The following is a 15,395-nucleotide window of genomic DNA, read 5'->3' on the forward strand; positions in this document are numbered from 1 at the left end:
TTCCCTAACCCGTTGCAGGAAACTGCAGCGGGTTTTTTATTTAGGCCCCGAGCTAGAGCACCCCTAACTCGAAACAGGTACAGTTTCTGTAATTCAGAAAACAACCATAACAGTTAAGCTGCGCAGTGCTCATTAACATCCAGAAACATCGGCGCGTGATACGCTTGCTTCAGCACTCTGGTAGAACATCTTGTTGTAACGTACCGCCAATAGCCGTGTAAGCGTCCGATAAGCAGTACCACTGCCCCTAGTCCAGGAGTCCACGATCATGTCCCGCAACCACCTGATTGGTGCCGCACTGCTGCTGAGCCTCGTCGGCACTGCCAACGCCACCAGCTTCGTCGTTACCACCGATGCTGTCGTTGGCGCAGTCGCCGCCTCGACCGACGCCACGTCCGATGTCTCGTCCTCGTTCAAAGATGACAAGATCGTTCAGGCCGCCCGTGACGATGCCGCCAGCTTCGTCGGTAGCCAGGGCGCCATCCGCGGCGCCAAACTGGAAAGCGCCTTCGTGCACATTCGCTCGCAGATGCCCGCCCTGCAGGCCAGTGACGCTCAACTTGCCCAGGCCATCCTCGCGCTTTGACTCGTAACGGCTAAAACGGATGCGCTGGCTCTGGCCGGCCCATCCGGGGTAGCCTTCGCTGTCCACGTTCCAAGCCTTTAGAATACCCATGCGTTATCTGTTGCCCTTGCTGTTCGCCGTTGTCGGGATGGCGCAAGCCCATGCCATGGACACCACCACACAGAGCCTGGTCATCACTGGCTATGTCACCAGTCAGGTCACCACCGCCCCGTTCGACCGCAAGCTGGTCCGGCAAGCCCGGGACGATGCTGCGGCCTTCGTGGCCAGCGACGGCATGATTCGCGGTGCCCGCCTTGAAGCCGCCCTCGGCGCTTTGCGGCACAGTGGTGCCCGGCACTCTGTCGGCGACCTTGAACTGGCAGAAGCAATTCTCGTCCAATAACTACACCTGACTCCTTGTATGTTCCGGAGATGTTCCATGCGTAAATCGCTGATCGCCGCCACCCTCGGCATGCTCGTGCTGGCCGACCTGGCTCAGGCGCAAACCCTGGTGGCCACCAGCAACATCATCGTGCGTGCCTTTGGCCGTTCGATCGACTTCACCTCTGACACCACCACCTCGATCCGCGACTCGAAAGTGGTACGTGAAGCGCACGACGATGCTGCCAGCTTTGTCGCCAGCAACGGTGATATCCGTGGCGCCCAGCTCGAGGCTGCCTTCAACACCCTGCGCGAACGCGTTCCCGAAGCGCGTGGCGCCAGTGACCAGGTACTGGCAGAAGCCATCCTCGCGCTGTGAAATCCTTGCGTGCCTGGCTGCTCGGCGGTGTGCTGACACTGCTCGGCACGCCCGCCCTGGCCGACCTGCAGCTCGAGCTGCAGGCTTCCGGCCTCACTTCCCCAGAACAGCAAGCCACCCAAGCCCTGCTTGACGAAGCACTGGGCAAGTTGCCGCCGCGCTTCAAACAGCAGTTGGACCGCCGCATCCTGGTCAGCTGGAGCAATGCGATGCCCGCTGACGCTTATGGACAGGCATCTCTGGTTTCCACGCTGGCGCTCAACAGCCGGCTACTGCCGGGACTGGTCGATGGCAGCGCCGCGCGCGAACGCACCAACCGCCCGCACGGCACGGTTCGCCAGGAACTTCTGGCCACCGTTCTGCACGAACTGACCCATATCTACGACCGAGCCCGCCTCTGGTCCAGTGCCGATCGTTCTTTGATTGCCCAATGCAAGCGCCAGCAGGGCACCCTGGGCAAAGTCGGCTTGCCAGAACAATGCCGTGGCCAGGCCGAACGCCGCTTCACCCTGAGTGACGACCCACGTCTGCTGGACCTTGCCGGCTGGCCGCAGTACGTGGGGCGCCGTGGAGAACGCGAACAGCACAACGGCCAGGGCGTTCGCAGCCCTGACACGTATGAACTGAGCAGCCCGAAGGAATTCATCGCGGTCAATATGGAGTACTTCCTGCTTGACCCAAGCTACGGTTGCCGCCGCCCAGCGCTCAACCAGTATCTGCGAGACCACTTTGGCTGGGCGCCGCCGCAGGACACCTGTGCCAAGGGCCTGCCGTTCCTCAACGCAGGCAGCGACTTCGCCCGCCAACCGCTGGGCGAAATCGACCCGCAACGGGTCTACGAAGTCGACTACCTGCTGGCCGAAGCCAATCAGAACTGGGTCAGCCGCTGGGGCCACAGCATGTTGCGCCTGGTGATCTGCGCCCCAGGGCGCCCACGCGGCCCAGACTGTCGGCTGGACCTTGACCAGCATCTGGTACTGTCGTATCGCGCGTTCGTCAACGACGTACAACTGTCCAGCTGGGACGGCCTGGTCGGGGCGTATCCATCACGGCTGTTCGTCCTACCGCTGGGTCAGGTGATCGACGAATACACCAAGACCGAACTGCGCAGCCTGGCCTCCGTTCCCCTCAAGCTCAGCCGCCCAGAGATCGAAAACCTGGTCCGCCAAGCGGCAGAGATGCACTGGAGCTATGACGGCAACTACTACTTCCTGTCCAACAATTGCGCAGTGGAATCGCTCAAGCTGCTGCGCAGCGGCACGGCCAATCCACGCTTGAACGACCTGGACAACATCATGCCCAACGGCCTGCTGGAAGTGCTCAAAGGGCGAGGGCTGGCCGATACCAGCGTGCTCGACGACCCGCGCGAGGCGCTGCGCCTGGGTTATCGCTTCGACTCCTACCGCGATCGCTACCAGGCCATGTTCGAGGTGTTGAAGAAGCAGTTGCCGATCAAGCAGGACAAGGTCGAGGACTGGCTAGCCCTGGATGCCGATCGGCGTCGCGGCTGGTTCCAGCAGGCCGATCTGCGAACCAGTGCGGCCTTGCTACTGCTCGAACAAGCCAGTCTGCGTCGCCAACTTCTGCTGGCTCAGGATGAGGTCAAGCAACGCTATCTCAATGCCAGTGCGCTCAAGGATGGCAGCATCGACAAGGCCAACAAGGCCCTGCAGCAGATGCTGGCCAACAGTGGCTTCCTCAGCCGGCCAGCAGAATTGCTCGACGCCAGGGGCTACGGCCTGCCGCAGCCGGAAGAGCGCCAGCACCTGGAAAAGGTCAGCAGTGAGCGGCAGGCCCAACTACTGCGCCTGAGCACCGACCTGGACAAAGAGGTGAGGGCGTTGCTGAAGCCGTCGCGGGCCAGGGAAATTGCCGCTGTCGAGGCCAATGTGAAGCAGGTTGGCGAGCACCTGCGGGCGCTGCACAAGGCCGCGGGTGGGTTGCAGTTACCGTAGTGCCTGCAGCGGCCTCATCGCCGGCTAGTCGGCTCCTACAGGTATCTCTCTTCGACCTCCCCAGGCAAATCCTCATCCAGGTGCAGCCACGGCAAGCGGCTTGCAATCCAGATATGCCGGTTGGCCCGGACGCGCTCCGGGTAGTCCAGCGTGCCCACTGTCACATCGATGCTTTGCGGACTGTGCGTGGTCTCCAACGCCACGTGCGCGCCGCAGTGGCCACAGAAGTACCGGCTACAACTGGTCGGCGCGACATAACGGTTGGGCGTGCCGGCCAGCCAGGTGAAACCGTCGCGGGGCAGGGTGAGCCAAGTCACCAGCAACCCGCCTGTGACCCTCCGGCAGATCGAGCAATGGCAATGGGCGATATCCGTCAGATCGCCCTCCAGCCGGTAGCGCAGGGCGCCGCAATGGCAACCTCCTTCGAGTGATTCCGTCATGACCTACCTCCTGTCGCCTTCATCGAGGCGAAAGCTGGCTGAAAGCTTGCGCCAATAGGATAGCCCCACCACCGGCAGCAGACCGGTCAGCCAGGGCATTCGGAAACGTCCATGCCCGGCCCAATCAACAACAACAATGGTGATTCTGATGTTTTCCTGTGCCCGCCCGTTCGTAGTCCCACTTCGCTTACTCCCCGCGCAGCGCATCACGCGCTGATCAGCCCGAATCGACTGTCCTTTCGCCGCGCCACGCCTGGAGTACCGCCATGCTGACCTTCCTCGGCTTTGCCATGGTCATCACCTTCATGTACCTGATCATGACCAAGCGCCTGTCGGCCTTGATCGCACTGATCCTGGTACCGATCCTGTTCGCCGTGTTCGGGGGCTTTTCCGCCAAGATCGGCCCCATGATGCTCGAGGGCATCAGCAAGCTTGCGCCGACTGGCGTGATGCTGATGTTCGCCATCCTCTACTTCGCCCTGATGATCGATTCCGGCCTGTTCGACCCGGCCGTGCGCAAGATCCTCAAACTGGTCAAGGGCGACCCGCTGAAAGTTTCTGTCGGCACTGCCGCCCTGGCCCTGGTGGTCTCGCTCGACGGGGACGGCGCCACGACCTACATGATCTGCTGCGCCGCGATGCTACCGCTGTACAGCCGCCTGGGCATGAGCCCGCGGATCATGGCCGGCCTGATCATCCTGGCCGGTGGGGTCATGAACATGACCCCATGGGGCGGCCCGACCGCTCGCGCCGCCAGCGCCCTGCATGTGGACCCATCCGACATCTTCGTGCCGATGATTCCGGCCATGGTCTTCGGCGTGCTGGCGATTCTTGCCATCGCCTATCTGTACGGCAAGCGCGAGCGTGCCCGCCTGGGCGAACTGCACCTGCCGACCGACGATATCGACCACAGCGAAATCAGCGTCTCGCAGTTCCCCGAAGCTCGTCGTCCGAAGCTGATCTGGTTCAACGGTGCCCTGACCGCCGCACTGATGGTGGCCCTGATCGCAGGCGTGTTGCCGCTGCCCGTGCTGTTCATGATCGCCTTCAGCATCGCCATGATCGTCAACTACCCGTGCCTGCAGCAGCAAAAAGACCGTATCGCCGCCCATGCTGGCAGCGTGTTGGCAGTCACCGGGCTGATCTTCGCCGCCGGCATCTTCACTGGCATTCTCTCGGGTACCGGCATGGTCGAGGCGATGTCCAAGAGCCTGCTCGCGGTCATTCCAGAGGCATTGGGGCCGTACCTGGCGGTGATCACCGCGATCGTGAGCATGCCGTTCACCTTCTTCATGTCCAACGACGCCTTCTACTACGGCGTACTGCCGGTGCTCTCGGAAGCCGCCAGCCATTACGGCATCAGCCCGGTGGAAATGGCCCGTGCGTCGATCGTCGGACAGCCGGTACACCTGCTGAGCCCCTTGGTACCCTCTACCTACCTGCTGGTGGCCCTGGCCGGTATCGAGTTCGGTGACCATCAGCGCTTCACCCTCAAGTGGGCAGTGCTGGTCTGCCTGTGCATAATGCTCGCCGCGCTGTTGATGGGCATTTTCCCGCTGTTCAGCAGTCTGTAAACGCATCACCCAACCGCGCTGCGTGCTTCACTGTGCGCAGCGCCTTTATCGTTTGAAGGAATACACATGGAATGGCTGACCAGCCCGGAAATCTGGGTTGCCTTTTTCACCCTCACCGCGCTTGAGATCGTTCTCGGTATCGACAACATCATCATGATTTCGATCCTGGTCAGCCGCATGCCCAAGCACATGCAGCCGCGCACCCGGATCTTCGGCCTGGCCCTGGCCATGGTCACGCGCATCATGCTGCTGCTGTCCATCACCTGGGTCATGCGCCTGACGGCCGACCTGTTCGTGATCTTCGGCCAGGGTATTTCCGGCCGCGACCTGATCCTGTTCTTCGGTGGCCTGTTCCTGCTGTGGAAAAGCTCCCAGGAGATCTACCACGGCCTGGAAGGTGAGGACGAAAACCAAGAAGAACCCAAAGGCGCAGGCGGCAAGTTCTTCTACACCATCATCCAGATCGCCATCATCGACATCGTGTTCTCCCTGGACTCGGTCATCACTGCCGTTGGGATGGTTTCGCATGTGCCGGTCATGATCGCCGCCATCATCGTGGCTGTACTGGTGATGATGCTGTGCGCAGGTGCCATCAGCAATTTCATCGACAAACACCCGTCGCTGAAGATGCTCGCGCTGTCATTCCTGATCGTGGTGGGCACGGTGCTGATCGCCGAGTCGTTCGACGTGCATGTGCCCAAGGGCTACGTCTACTTCGCCATGGCCTTCTCCCTGGCGGTGGAAGCCATCAACATCCGCATGCGTACCGCCATGGCGCGCAAGCAGGGCAAAGAGCATGAGCCGGTGAAACTGCGCAAGGACATTCCAGGTCAATAAGACTGGAGCGTGCGACATTAAAAGCCCTTCGGGGCTTTTTTTGTTCGTGTGACCTGCACTGTCGCCGGACGATCATCAAATGTTTCAAATATGTTCCAGCCATGCCAAGCTGGCGCCACGTCCGCAAAACAACTAAAGCTTGAGTGAGCACTGAAAAGAAGCCCACCCCCGGGCCAGGCTCACCGCTTCACCCATTGGCCCTGACACTGGGGCATAGAAGGAAGGGGGGCTACACATGCTGACCCTGCTCAACCTGCTCTCCGCCGTGGCATTGCTGGTATGGGGCACACACATCGTCCGTACTGGGATCCTGCGCGTGTTCGGCTCCAACCTGCGCCGCGTACTGAGCCAGAACATGAACCGCCGCCCGATGGCCTTCATCGCCGGGATTCTGGTTACAGCCATGGTGCAAAGCAGCAACGCCACCGCCATGCTGGTGACGTCGTTCGTCAGCCAAGGCTTGATGGCGATGACCCCCGCGCTGGCGATCATGCTGGGGGCCGACGTCGGCACTGCGTTGATGGCCAGGGTCCTGACCTTCGACCTGTCGTGGCTGTCGCCGCTGCTGGTGTTCATCGGCGTCATCTTCTTCCTGTCACGCAAACAGACGCGTCTGGGCCAGTTGGGCCGGGTAGCGATCGGCCTGGGTCTGATCATCCTGGCCCTCGAACTGATCGTACAGGCCGCGGCGCCCATTACCCACGCGCAGGGCGTAAAAGTGCTGTTCGCCTCGCTCACCGGCGACATTCTGCTCGACGCCCTGGTTGGCGCGCTGTTCGCCATGATCACCTATTCCAGCCTGGCCGCCGTGCTGCTTACCGCCACTCTGGCGGGCGCCGAATTGATTAGCCTGCCCGTGGCCATCGGCCTGGTGGTGGGCGCGAACATCGGCAGTGGCCTGTTGGCCTTCATCAGCACCAGCATGCAGAACGCCTCCGGCCGCCGAGTGGCATTGGGCAGCCTGCTGTACAAGCTGATCGGCCTGCTGCTGATCATTCCCGTGCTGCATCCACTGGTGAACTGGATGGATAGCCTGAGTTTCAGCCCGCAAGAGCTGGTCATCGGCTTCCACCTGCTCTACAACACGCTGCGCTGCCTGATCATGCTGCCCACCGTCAAACCCATGGGTCGGCTGTGCAATAGCCTGCTGCCCGAGCGTGAAAACGGAAACGGCCAGATTCGCCCCCGTCACCTCGACCCTGCCGCCTTGAGCACGCCCAGCCTGGCCCTGGCCAACGCCGCCCGGGAAACCCTGCGCCTGGGCGACATCGTCGACAACATGCTCGAAGCGATGCTTGGCGCCTTGCGCGGCACCCAGACCGCCTTGCCTCAGCAGGTCCGGGCCTTGGGCGAGGATGGCGAGGCCCTGTACAGCGCGATCAAGCTGTACCTGGCACAAATGACTCGCGAAGACTTGAGCGACCAAGACAATCGCCGCTGGGCCGAGATCATCGAACTGGCCATCAACCTGAAGCTGGCCTGCGACCTGATCGAGCGCATGCTGCGCAAAGTCCAGCAGCAGAAAACCAGCCAGCGCCGGGAGTTTTCCCAAGTCGGCCTGGAGGAACTGACCGGTTTGCAGGAGCAGTTGCTGGCCAACCTGCGACTTGGCCTGTCGGTATTTCTCAGCGCCGACCCTCAGAGCGCCCACTTGCTGCTCCGGGAAAAACGTCGCTTCCGAGCCCAGGAGCGGCGCCTGGCTCATGCCCATGTCAGCCGACTGCAACGCAAGGTGGTACAAAGTATCGAAACCAGTTCGCTACACTTGGAGCTGATCGCTGACATGAAGCGGTTGAACTCTTTGTTCTGCAGCAGTGCCTACGTTGTACTGGGCGGTTCCGATACTGGCGGGCTGATGCTCGACACTGTACCGGACGAAGCCCGCTTGCCCTGATCTCGCTGACCGGAGACCCAAGCTCGCCCATGCGTTGCCTGATGTTCCTTTGCCTGCTGATCTGCAGCCTGCCCACGCTGGCCCTCGACCGGTCGAGCGTTGAGGGCTATCTGCTACCCAATGGCCTGCAAGTGATCCTGAAGTCCGGCTATGAACGCGACCATGTCGCCATCCGCCTGGTAGTGGGCGTTGGCCTGGACGATTTCGACTGTGACCAGAAGGAGTTGCCGCACCTGCTCGAACACCTGCTGTTCAGCGGTATCGACGAGACCGGGGAGGGGGGGCTCGAAGAACGGCTGCAGGCACTGGGCGGGGAATGGAATGCCTACACCAGCAGCGCCGACACCACGTTCGTGATCGAAGCGCCGGCACGCAACCAGCGCAAAGTCCTCGACCTGCTGTTGGCGGTCATCCGCGATACTCGCATCGACGCCGAGGCGCTGGCCACGGCCAAGCGCATCATCGAACGTGAAGATGGTGGCCATTATGGTCACCTGCAGCGTTGGCTCGACCGCCAGGACATCGGTCACCCCGCCAGCGACCAGCTGGCTGTCGAGCTGGGCCTCAAATGTCCGGAGCGCTCCAAGCTGGACGACATGACCCTGGAGCAGGTCCAAGCCCTGCGCGAGCGCTGGTACGCGGCCAACAACATGACGCTGATCATGGTCGGTGGCCTTGATCGGTTGCTGCCGGCCTACCTCGAACGCACCTATGGCGAACTGCCAGCCACCGAACCCGAAGAACGACGCAACCTCGACAGCATCAGCCAACCTGCCCAGCAACGTCGCGAACTCATCAAAGGGTGGCTCGGCGACAGCGTCAAACTGCACTGGCTGTTCATCGAGCCGGTGCTGGACAACGACCACCAGAGCACCCTCGACCTGCTCTCACGCTACCTGGAGTGGGCCGTCTACGACCAGCTGCGCCTGCGTCATGGCCTGTCGTACGGTCCAACTGTTCAGCGTGAGAGCTTCGGTGACAGCGGCATGCTCAGCCTCAACGCCGACCTTGAGCGCGACGACATCGACAAGGCGACCAAGGTGATGCAACAGCTGTTGGATCACCTGCGCAAGGACGGCCTGGACCCTGATACCTTCGCGCGCATCAAGGATGCCGCCGTCGCCAAGGAAAGCTGGAGCACCCAGGGTAACAGTGCCCTTGCTGACTTTTACTGGGGGGCGCTCAACGACTACAGCAACGGACGCTTCCCCGACCCGGCACGCAAGCTACGCCAAGTGACACTGGAGCAAGCCAACGATGCGTTGCAGACATTGCTCAAGGACCAAGGCTATTTGCGTATCGAGAAGCCGTTGCTGGGGTATGACGAACTGTATGGGCTGGTTGCCTTGTTGCTGGGACTGATTCTGGCGCTGGGGTTGCTGCGTTGGCGCGGTCATGGCGCGAAGCGACCAAGCGGTGCTACACGGCAGTAGTAAATCGGCGGTATCCTTTCGCCATCAGCGGCCGGTTCGCGGGTCTACCCGCGAAAGGCCGACACTGCCTCCCCATATGCCTTGTTGTAAACCCATGCCCCCAATACCCCACTTCGTCCAGCGCGTCATCGAACTGCTCAAACGCTACCCCGGCATCATCGCTCTCGGCGGTTTTCTTTCCGGTATCGGCAGTTTCATCCTGGTCGATCGCCAAGCCGGCCTGGCTAGCTGGGTAGCCGTTCTCATGCTGGTCAGTTGGGTCTGGCTGATGCTCGAAAACACCCTCACCGGCCTGTTCGCCCGCACCTTCAACCGCGAGATCCCACAGCCGCTGCTGCGTTACGCGACGCAGATGATCCACCAGGAAAGCCTGTTCTTCGTCCTGCCGTTCTTCTTCATCACCACCACCTGGAACAGCGGACAACTGGTCTTCACCGGCTTGCTGGGCGCTGCCGGACTGATTTCGATCATCGACCCGCTGTACTACAAGTGGCTGGCCCCGCGCCGCTGGCTGTTCCTCGCCCTGCATACCCTGACGTTGTTCGCAGCGCTGCTCACCGCGCTCCCGATCATCCTTCACCTGACCACAGCCCAAAGCTTCAAGCTGGCGCTGATCGCGGCAATGGCGCTGTCGTTCCCGAGCCTGGCCAGCAGTTTCCCGATCAACAACTGGCGGCGAGGCGTGGCGCTGGTACTGGTGACCCTGGCGGTCGGCGGCGGCGGATGGCTGCTGCGTTCCTGGGTACCACCGGCGACGTTGTGGATGACCGAAGTGGCAGTGAGCACTGAGGTGCTGAACCGCCAGCCGGGCGACTCGCTCGATGAAATTGCCGCCAGTCGCATCCGCAGCAGTGGCTTGTACGCCTACACCGCCATCAACGCACCTCGGGGCCTGAACGAGCGGATCTACCATGTGTGGCAGAAGGATGGCAAAGAGGTCGACCGCATCGCCCTCGACATCCATGGCGGGCGCAAGGAAGGCTACCGGGCCTGGACCCACAAGCAGAATTTCCCGCCCAACCCGGTGGGCAAGTGGCAAGTGCGAGTGCTGACCGAGGATGGCCAGGTCATCGGCGTGCTGCGCTTCAAGGTGGTGGACGACGCCGCGCCATGAGCTCAGGTCTTTTGTAGCCGTAGACAGCACATTCTCAACAAACCACTCCATGCCTGCTGCGCTATGATCAGGCTCTACGCCTAGCGGACCGTCAGTTGCATGGAGCCTATGACCACCCCAAGCGCCACCCTGGACACTAGCGTTCAACCGGCTTGCCTGCGCATTGTCGGTGACTGGACGCTGGCCCATTACGCCAGCCTCAAGCGTGCGAGCGAGCACCTGCGTACGCAATACGGCGCCGACACCATTGCCGACCTCAGTCAACTGGGGCGACTGGATACCGCCGGCGCCTCGTTGCTGGCCGAGCTGCTGGGCTCAGATCGGCTGTCGCGCTGTACCGACGACCTACCCGAGGCCAGCCGCGCCTTGCTCAAGAATGTCTATTGCTCGGTGCAGGACTACTGCATTCCGGTCAAGGAACCAGAACGCCCGGTACTGTTGCAGCTACTGGAACGTATCGGACGGGCGGTGGACAAACTCTGGCAGGACACCCGGCAGATACTGGGCTTCGTCGGCCTGATCCTGGAAACCCTCCTGCTGCGCGTCTTCCAGCCTCACCGCTGGAGGGTCACGCCAGTGGTCGCGCACATCGAGCAAACCGGCCTGGATGCAGCGCCCATCGTGGCGCTGCTGACTTTTCTGGTGGGGGCGGTGGTGGCGTTTCTCGGCGCTACGGTGCTGGCGGACTTCGGTGCAACCGTATTCACCGTGGACCTGGTGGCATTTTCCTTCCTGCGCGAATTCGGGGTGCTGTTGACCGCCATCCTCATGGCCGGACGGACAGCCAGCGCCTTCACCGCACAAATTGGCTCGATGAAGGCCAATGAAGAAATCGACGCCATCCGCACCCTTGGGCTGAACCCGATCGAACTGCTGGTGGTGCCGCGGGTACTGGCCCTGTTGATAGCCCTGCCGTTGCTGACCTTCCTCGCAATGATCTGCGGCATCGTCGGCGGCGCCGTGGTCTGCGCCCTGACACTGGATATCTCGCCTGCGATGTTCCTGTCGCTGCTGCAAAGCGACATCGGCGTCCAGCATTTTCTCGTCGGGCTGGCCAAAGCGCCGTTCTTTGCCTTCCTGATCGCCTCCATCGGCTGCCTGGAGGGCTTCAAGGTCAGCGGCAGCGCCGAGTCGGTCGGTGCACATACCACCTCCAGCGTGGTCCAGTCGATTTTCGTGGTCATCGTGCTGGATGCGGTGGCGGCGTTGTTCTGCATGGAGATGGGTTGGTGAATGGCCGGGATGCAGTGATTGAAGCGCGGGGCATCTGCAACCGCTTCGGCAGCCAGAGCGTGCACGAAAACCTCGACCTCGACCTTAACCGGGGCGAGATCCTGGCCGTGGTCGGCGGTTCTGGCAGCGGCAAGTCGGTACTGCTGCGTAGCATCATCGGCCTGCGCAGGCCCAACGAAGGGCAGGTCAAGGTGTTCGGCCAGGACCTGGCCAGCCTCAATGAGAGCCAGCGCTCACAGGTAGAGCGACGCTTTGGCGTGCTGTTCCAGAAGGGCGCCTTGTTCTCTTCACTTACGGTGACCGAAAACGTTGCCTTGCCCCTGATCGAGCACGCGGGGCTGTCCCGCGCCGATGCCGAGCACCTGGCCGGGGTCAAGCTGGCCCTTGCAGGGCTGCCGATTTCCGCTGCCGACAAGTACCCGTCGTCACTGTCCGGCGGCATGATCAAGCGCGCCGCACTGGCCCGTGCCCTTGCGCTGGATCCGGACATCCTGTTCCTCGACGAGCCTACCGCCGGCCTCGACCCCATCGGTGCCGCAGCCTTCGACCAATTGATCCTTACCCTGCGCGACGCCCTGGGCCTGTCGGTGTTTCTCATCACCCACGACCTGGACACCCTCTACACCATCACCGACCGTGTGGCCGTGCTGTCGCAGAAGAAGGTACTGGTGGCAGGACCATTGGCCGAGGTCGAGCAGACCGACGATCCTTGGATTCACGAATACTTTCACGGCCCGCGCGGGCGGGCGGCCGAACACGCCGCCACCAACGCGGCGCAGGAGCGCTGAACAATGGAAACCCGAGCTCATCACGTCCTGATCGGCCTGGTCACCGTCCTGGTGGTGGCCGGCGCCATGCTTTTTGGTCTGTGGCTGACAAAGTCCAGCGTCGACGACGCGTTCAAGGACTATGAAGTCGTCTTCAACGAAGCGGTCTCTGGCTTGTCCCGGGGCAGCCCGGTGCAATACAACGGGATCAAGGTCGGCGACGTCACCAGCCTGCGCCTCGATCCGAAGGACCCACGCCGTGTACTGGCCCGTGTGCGCCTCAGTGGCGATACGCCCGTCAAGGAAGACACCCAGGCCAAACTGACCCTGGCTGGGGTGACCGGCAACTCGTTCATCCAGCTCAGCGGCGGCACGCCGAAGAGCCCGGAACTCAAGGGCAAGGACGGCAAGCTACCCGTCATCATCGCCTCGCCTTCGCCCATTTCGCGTCTGCTCAATGACAGCAGCGACCTGGTGACGAACATCAACATGCTGTTGCACAACGCCAACCAGATGTTCTCGGAAAGCAATATCGACCGACTGAGCAACACCTTGTCCAACCTGGAACAAACCACCGGTGCCTTCGCCAGCCAGAAAGGCGGCATTGCCCAGGCGATCGAGCAATTGGCCGAAGTCGGCAAGCAGGCCAGCGCCACCTTGGCAGAGACCCAGGCGCTGATGCACAACGCCAACGGCCTACTGGGCAAAGAGGGCAGGCAGGCCTTCGGGAGCGCCGAGCAAGCCATGCAGTCGCTCGCCGAAAGCACAGCGACCATCAACGAGCTGCTCAAGGACAACCGCGAAGCCCTCGATGGAGGCGCCCAGGGCCTCGATCAGCTAGCCCCCGCCATACGCGAGCTACGTGAAACCCTGAATGCGCTCAAGGGCATTTCCCGGCGCCTGGAGGCAGACCCGAGTGGTTACCTGCTGGGCCGCGACAACAACAAGGAGTTCCAGCCATGAAACCGTTGCTGCGCGTGATGGCCCTGGCGGCCACGATGGGCTTGGCCACGGCCTGCTCAATCCTGCCGAAAACCGAGCCTGTGGATATCTACCGCCTGCCAGTGAGCCAAGCCAGCCGAAACGTGGTGGCGGTGGACTGGTCACTGCGCCTGAACAAGCCACTGGCCAGTGAAGTGCTCGCCGGGCCGCGTATCGCCGTGATCCCCCAAGGTAATGTGATCAGCAGCTACAAGGGCGCCCGCTGGAGCGACCCGACGCCCCTGCTGGTGCGTAACCGGCTGCTCGATGGGTTCCAGCGTGACGGCCGGGTACAGCGCCTGAGCGCCGACGATAGCAACCTGCAGGCCGACTACGAACTGGCAGGTGAGCTGCAGGCTTTCCAGAGCGAGTATCGTCCGGGCGGTACGGTAGAGGTGGTGATCCGCTATGACGCACGACTGGTTCAGGGCCGTAGCCAGCGCATCCTCGCCAGCAAGCGCTTCGAGATCCACCAGCCGCTGGCCGGCACCGAGGTCTCAGCAGTGGTGGCAGGTTTTGGCGCGGCCAGCGACCAACTGGCCTCGCAGGTGGTGGACTGGACAGTGGCCCGCAGTGCCCAGGCTCAGGCGAAGAACCAGTAGCAGACGAAGATCGCCGCAATCACGCCGGACAGTTCGGCCAGCAGCGCGCAGCCAACCGCATGACGCACGCGCTGGATGCCAACCGCACCGAAGTAGACCGCCAGCACGTAGAAAGTCGTTTCGGTGCTGCCCTGAATGGTCGCTGCCACCAGCGCCGGGAAGCTGTCCACCCCTTGCGTCTGCATGGTCTCGATCAGCATGGCGCGCGCGGCACTGCCCGAGAACGGTTTGACCAGCGCCGTTGGCAACCCCTCTACGAAACGGGTATCGAGCCCCATCCAGTTCACCGCGTGGCGTATGCCATCCAGCGCAATCTCCAGCGCCCCCGAGGCACGCAGCACGCCGACGGCCACCAGCATCGCTACCAGGTATGGCAGCAGGCTCTTGGCAACGTCGAAGCCTTCCTTGGCTCCCTCGACGAAGGCTTCATAGACCTTCACCCGCTTCAGCGCGCCAACCAGCAGAAACAGGATGATCACGCCGAACAACGTGAGGTTGCCCAAGATCGATGACAGGCTTGCCAGGGCGGCGGCGGACAATGTGCCGAGAAACGCCATGAAAGCGCCCAGCAACAACGCGCCAGGAACCAGATACGCCAGCACCACCGGGTCCCATAGCCGCAGGCGTTGCATCACTGCGACCGACAGCAGGCCCACCAGGGTAGAGGCACTGGTGGCCAGAAGAATTGGCAGGAACACCATGGTCGGGTCGGGCGCGCCTTGCTGGGCGCGGTACATGAAGATGGTAACCGGCAGCAGCGTCAGGGACGAGGCATTGAGCACCAGGAACAGGATCTGTGCGTTGGTCGCGGTGGTGCTGCTGGGGTTGAGCTCCTGCAGGGCACGCATGGCCTTGAGGCCGATTGGCGTAGCAGCGTTGTCCAGGCCCAGGCCATTGGCAGCGAAGTTCATGGTGATCAGGCCAAGCGCAGGGTGCCCCGGCGGCACCTCCGGCATCAGCCGTGCGAACAACGGGCCGAGGACTTTTGCCAGCCATTCAACGATTCCGGCCTTTTCAGCGATCTTGAGAAAGCCCAGCCAAAGGGTCAGGGTGCCGAACAGCAAGACCATGACCTCGACGGACAATTTGGCCATGGCGAAGATGCTCTCGACCATCGCGGCGAAAATACCGGCATTGCCAGCCAACAGCCACTGGGCCAGCGCGGACACCGCCGCCACCAGGAAAAAGCCGAGCCAAAGGCCGTTGAGCATCCGTGTATTCCCCCTGAAAAATGCCCGAA

15 protein-coding genes are annotated in these 15,395 nt (G+C 62.2%); 13 read left to right on the forward strand and 2 right to left on the reverse strand.

Features of this window, described 5'->3' with window-relative positions; translation table 11 throughout:
• Window positions 1-268 precede the first annotated feature (268 nt).
• The 4 genes from C4Q26_RS11015 to C4Q26_RS11030 all read left to right on the forward strand — a co-directional run bounded on the left by C4Q26_RS11015 (window position 269) and on the right by C4Q26_RS11030 (window position 3,280).
• Window positions 269-586, forward strand: a complete 318-nt coding sequence (locus C4Q26_RS11015; RefSeq protein ID WP_023378056.1) for a DUF2388 domain-containing protein — start codon at window positions 269-271, stop codon at window positions 584-586.
• An 88-nt stretch (window positions 587-674) separates the two neighbouring features.
• Window positions 675-968, forward strand: a complete 294-nt coding sequence (locus C4Q26_RS11020; RefSeq protein WP_023378055.1) for a DUF2388 domain-containing protein — start codon at window positions 675-677, stop codon at window positions 966-968.
• A 36-nt stretch (window positions 969-1,004) separates the two neighbouring features.
• Window positions 1,005-1,325 carry a DUF2388 domain-containing protein gene (locus C4Q26_RS11025; protein WP_027906620.1) on the forward strand — a complete coding sequence of 107 codons (321 nt, stop codon included), beginning with the start codon at window positions 1,005-1,007 and terminating at the stop codon, window positions 1,323-1,325.
• Window positions 1,322-3,280: a DUF4105 domain-containing protein gene (locus C4Q26_RS11030; protein ID WP_104883083.1), complete on the forward strand. Its 1,959-nt coding sequence runs from the start codon at window positions 1,322-1,324 to the stop codon at window positions 3,278-3,280. Before C4Q26_RS11025 ends, C4Q26_RS11030 begins: the two co-directional genes overlap by 4 nt.
• Before the next feature lie 35 nt (window positions 3,281-3,315).
• Here C4Q26_RS11030 and C4Q26_RS11035 read toward each other — a convergent pair whose 3' ends face one another.
• Entirely contained in the window at window positions 3,316-3,720 is a 405-nt protein-coding gene (locus C4Q26_RS11035; RefSeq protein ID WP_023378052.1) for a GFA family protein, read from the reverse strand.
• 266 nt (window positions 3,721-3,986) lie between these two features.
• On the opposite strand from C4Q26_RS11035, the gene C4Q26_RS11040 reads away from it, so the two are divergent.
• The 9 genes from C4Q26_RS11040 (at window position 3,987) to C4Q26_RS11080 (ending at window position 14,155) form a co-directional block, all read left to right on the forward strand.
• Complete coding sequence (locus tag C4Q26_RS11040) at window positions 3,987-5,294, forward strand: CitMHS family transporter (protein ID WP_023378051.1); 1,308 nt, start codon at window positions 3,987-3,989, stop codon at window positions 5,292-5,294.
• A 66-nt stretch (window positions 5,295-5,360) separates the two neighbouring features.
• The gene (locus tag C4Q26_RS11045; RefSeq protein ID WP_023378050.1) at window positions 5,361-6,131 is read left to right on the forward strand and encodes a TerC family protein; all 771 of its coding nucleotides are present in this window, start codon (window positions 5,361-5,363) and stop codon (window positions 6,129-6,131) included.
• 235 nt (window positions 6,132-6,366) lie between these two features.
• A complete protein-coding gene (locus C4Q26_RS11050; RefSeq protein ID WP_023378048.1) occupies window positions 6,367-8,025 on the forward strand; it encodes a Na/Pi cotransporter family protein in 1,659 nt (552 codons plus the stop codon).
• A 29-nt stretch (window positions 8,026-8,054) separates the two neighbouring features.
• Window positions 8,055-9,458: a pitrilysin family protein gene (locus C4Q26_RS11055; protein WP_104883084.1), complete on the forward strand. Its 1,404-nt coding sequence runs from the start codon at window positions 8,055-8,057 to the stop codon at window positions 9,456-9,458.
• A gap of 94 nt (window positions 9,459-9,552) precedes the next feature.
• Window positions 9,553-10,572, forward strand: a complete 1,020-nt coding sequence (locus tag C4Q26_RS11060; protein WP_023378046.1) for a DUF5924 family protein — start codon at window positions 9,553-9,555, stop codon at window positions 10,570-10,572.
• Between the two features lie 99 nt (window positions 10,573-10,671).
• Window positions 10,672-11,805 carry an ABC transporter permease gene (locus C4Q26_RS11065; protein WP_027906622.1) on the forward strand — a complete coding sequence of 378 codons (1,134 nt, stop codon included), beginning with the start codon at window positions 10,672-10,674 and terminating at the stop codon, window positions 11,803-11,805.
• A complete protein-coding gene (locus C4Q26_RS11070) occupies window positions 11,802-12,593 on the forward strand; it encodes an ABC transporter ATP-binding protein (RefSeq protein WP_023378044.1) in 792 nt (263 codons plus the stop codon). Before C4Q26_RS11065 ends, C4Q26_RS11070 begins: the two co-directional genes overlap by 4 nt.
• Before the next feature lie 3 nt (window positions 12,594-12,596).
• Window positions 12,597-13,535 carry an MlaD family protein gene (locus C4Q26_RS11075; RefSeq protein WP_023378043.1) on the forward strand — a complete coding sequence of 313 codons (939 nt, stop codon included), beginning with the start codon at window positions 12,597-12,599 and terminating at the stop codon, window positions 13,533-13,535.
• On the forward strand, window positions 13,532-14,155 hold the full coding sequence (locus C4Q26_RS11080; RefSeq protein WP_023378042.1) for an ABC-type transport auxiliary lipoprotein family protein: 624 nt from the start codon (window positions 13,532-13,534) through the stop codon (window positions 14,153-14,155). The genes C4Q26_RS11075 and C4Q26_RS11080 overlap by 4 nt, the downstream gene beginning before the upstream one ends.
• Here the strand turns inward: C4Q26_RS11080 and C4Q26_RS11085 are convergent.
• Entirely contained in the window at window positions 14,137-15,366 is a 1,230-nt protein-coding gene (locus C4Q26_RS11085; protein ID WP_023378041.1) for a nucleoside recognition domain-containing protein, read from the reverse strand. The genes C4Q26_RS11080 and C4Q26_RS11085 overlap by 19 nt on opposite strands.
• Window positions 15,367-15,395 lie beyond the last annotated feature (29 nt).

The organism is Pseudomonas sp. SWI44 (assembly GCF_002947915.1).
GTDB lineage: Bacteria > Pseudomonadota > Gammaproteobacteria > Pseudomonadales > Pseudomonadaceae > Aquipseudomonas > Aquipseudomonas taiwanensis.

Excerpts from the sequence above, each read along its gene's own strand:
- C4Q26_RS11015 (WP_023378056.1), top strand. The coding sequence starts at position 269 with ATGTCCCGCAACCACCTGATTGGTGCCGCACTGCTGCTGAGCCTCGTC.
- C4Q26_RS11020 (WP_023378055.1), top strand. The coding sequence starts at position 675 with ATGCGTTATCTGTTGCCCTTGCTGTTCGCCGTTGTCGGGATGGCGCAA.
- C4Q26_RS11025 (WP_027906620.1), top strand. The coding sequence starts at position 1,005 with ATGCGTAAATCGCTGATCGCCGCCACCCTCGGCATGCTCGTGCTGGCC.
- C4Q26_RS11035 (WP_023378052.1), bottom strand. The coding sequence starts at position 3,720 with ATGACGGAATCACTCGAAGGAGGTTGCCATTGCGGCGCCCTGCGCTAC.
- C4Q26_RS11040 (WP_023378051.1), top strand. The coding sequence starts at position 3,987 with ATGCTGACCTTCCTCGGCTTTGCCATGGTCATCACCTTCATGTACCTG.
- C4Q26_RS11045 (WP_023378050.1), top strand. The coding sequence starts at position 5,361 with ATGGAATGGCTGACCAGCCCGGAAATCTGGGTTGCCTTTTTCACCCTC.
- C4Q26_RS11050 (WP_023378048.1), top strand. The coding sequence starts at position 6,367 with ATGCTGACCCTGCTCAACCTGCTCTCCGCCGTGGCATTGCTGGTATGG.
- C4Q26_RS11055 (WP_104883084.1), top strand. The coding sequence starts at position 8,055 with ATGCGTTGCCTGATGTTCCTTTGCCTGCTGATCTGCAGCCTGCCCACG.
- C4Q26_RS11060 (WP_023378046.1), top strand. The coding sequence starts at position 9,553 with ATGCCCCCAATACCCCACTTCGTCCAGCGCGTCATCGAACTGCTCAAA.
- C4Q26_RS11065 (WP_027906622.1), top strand. The coding sequence starts at position 10,672 with ATGGAGCCTATGACCACCCCAAGCGCCACCCTGGACACTAGCGTTCAA.
- C4Q26_RS11075 (WP_023378043.1), top strand. The coding sequence starts at position 12,597 with ATGGAAACCCGAGCTCATCACGTCCTGATCGGCCTGGTCACCGTCCTG.
- C4Q26_RS11080 (WP_023378042.1), top strand. The coding sequence starts at position 13,532 with ATGAAACCGTTGCTGCGCGTGATGGCCCTGGCGGCCACGATGGGCTTG.
- C4Q26_RS11085 (WP_023378041.1), bottom strand. The coding sequence starts at position 15,366 with ATGCTCAACGGCCTTTGGCTCGGCTTTTTCCTGGTGGCGGCGGTGTCC.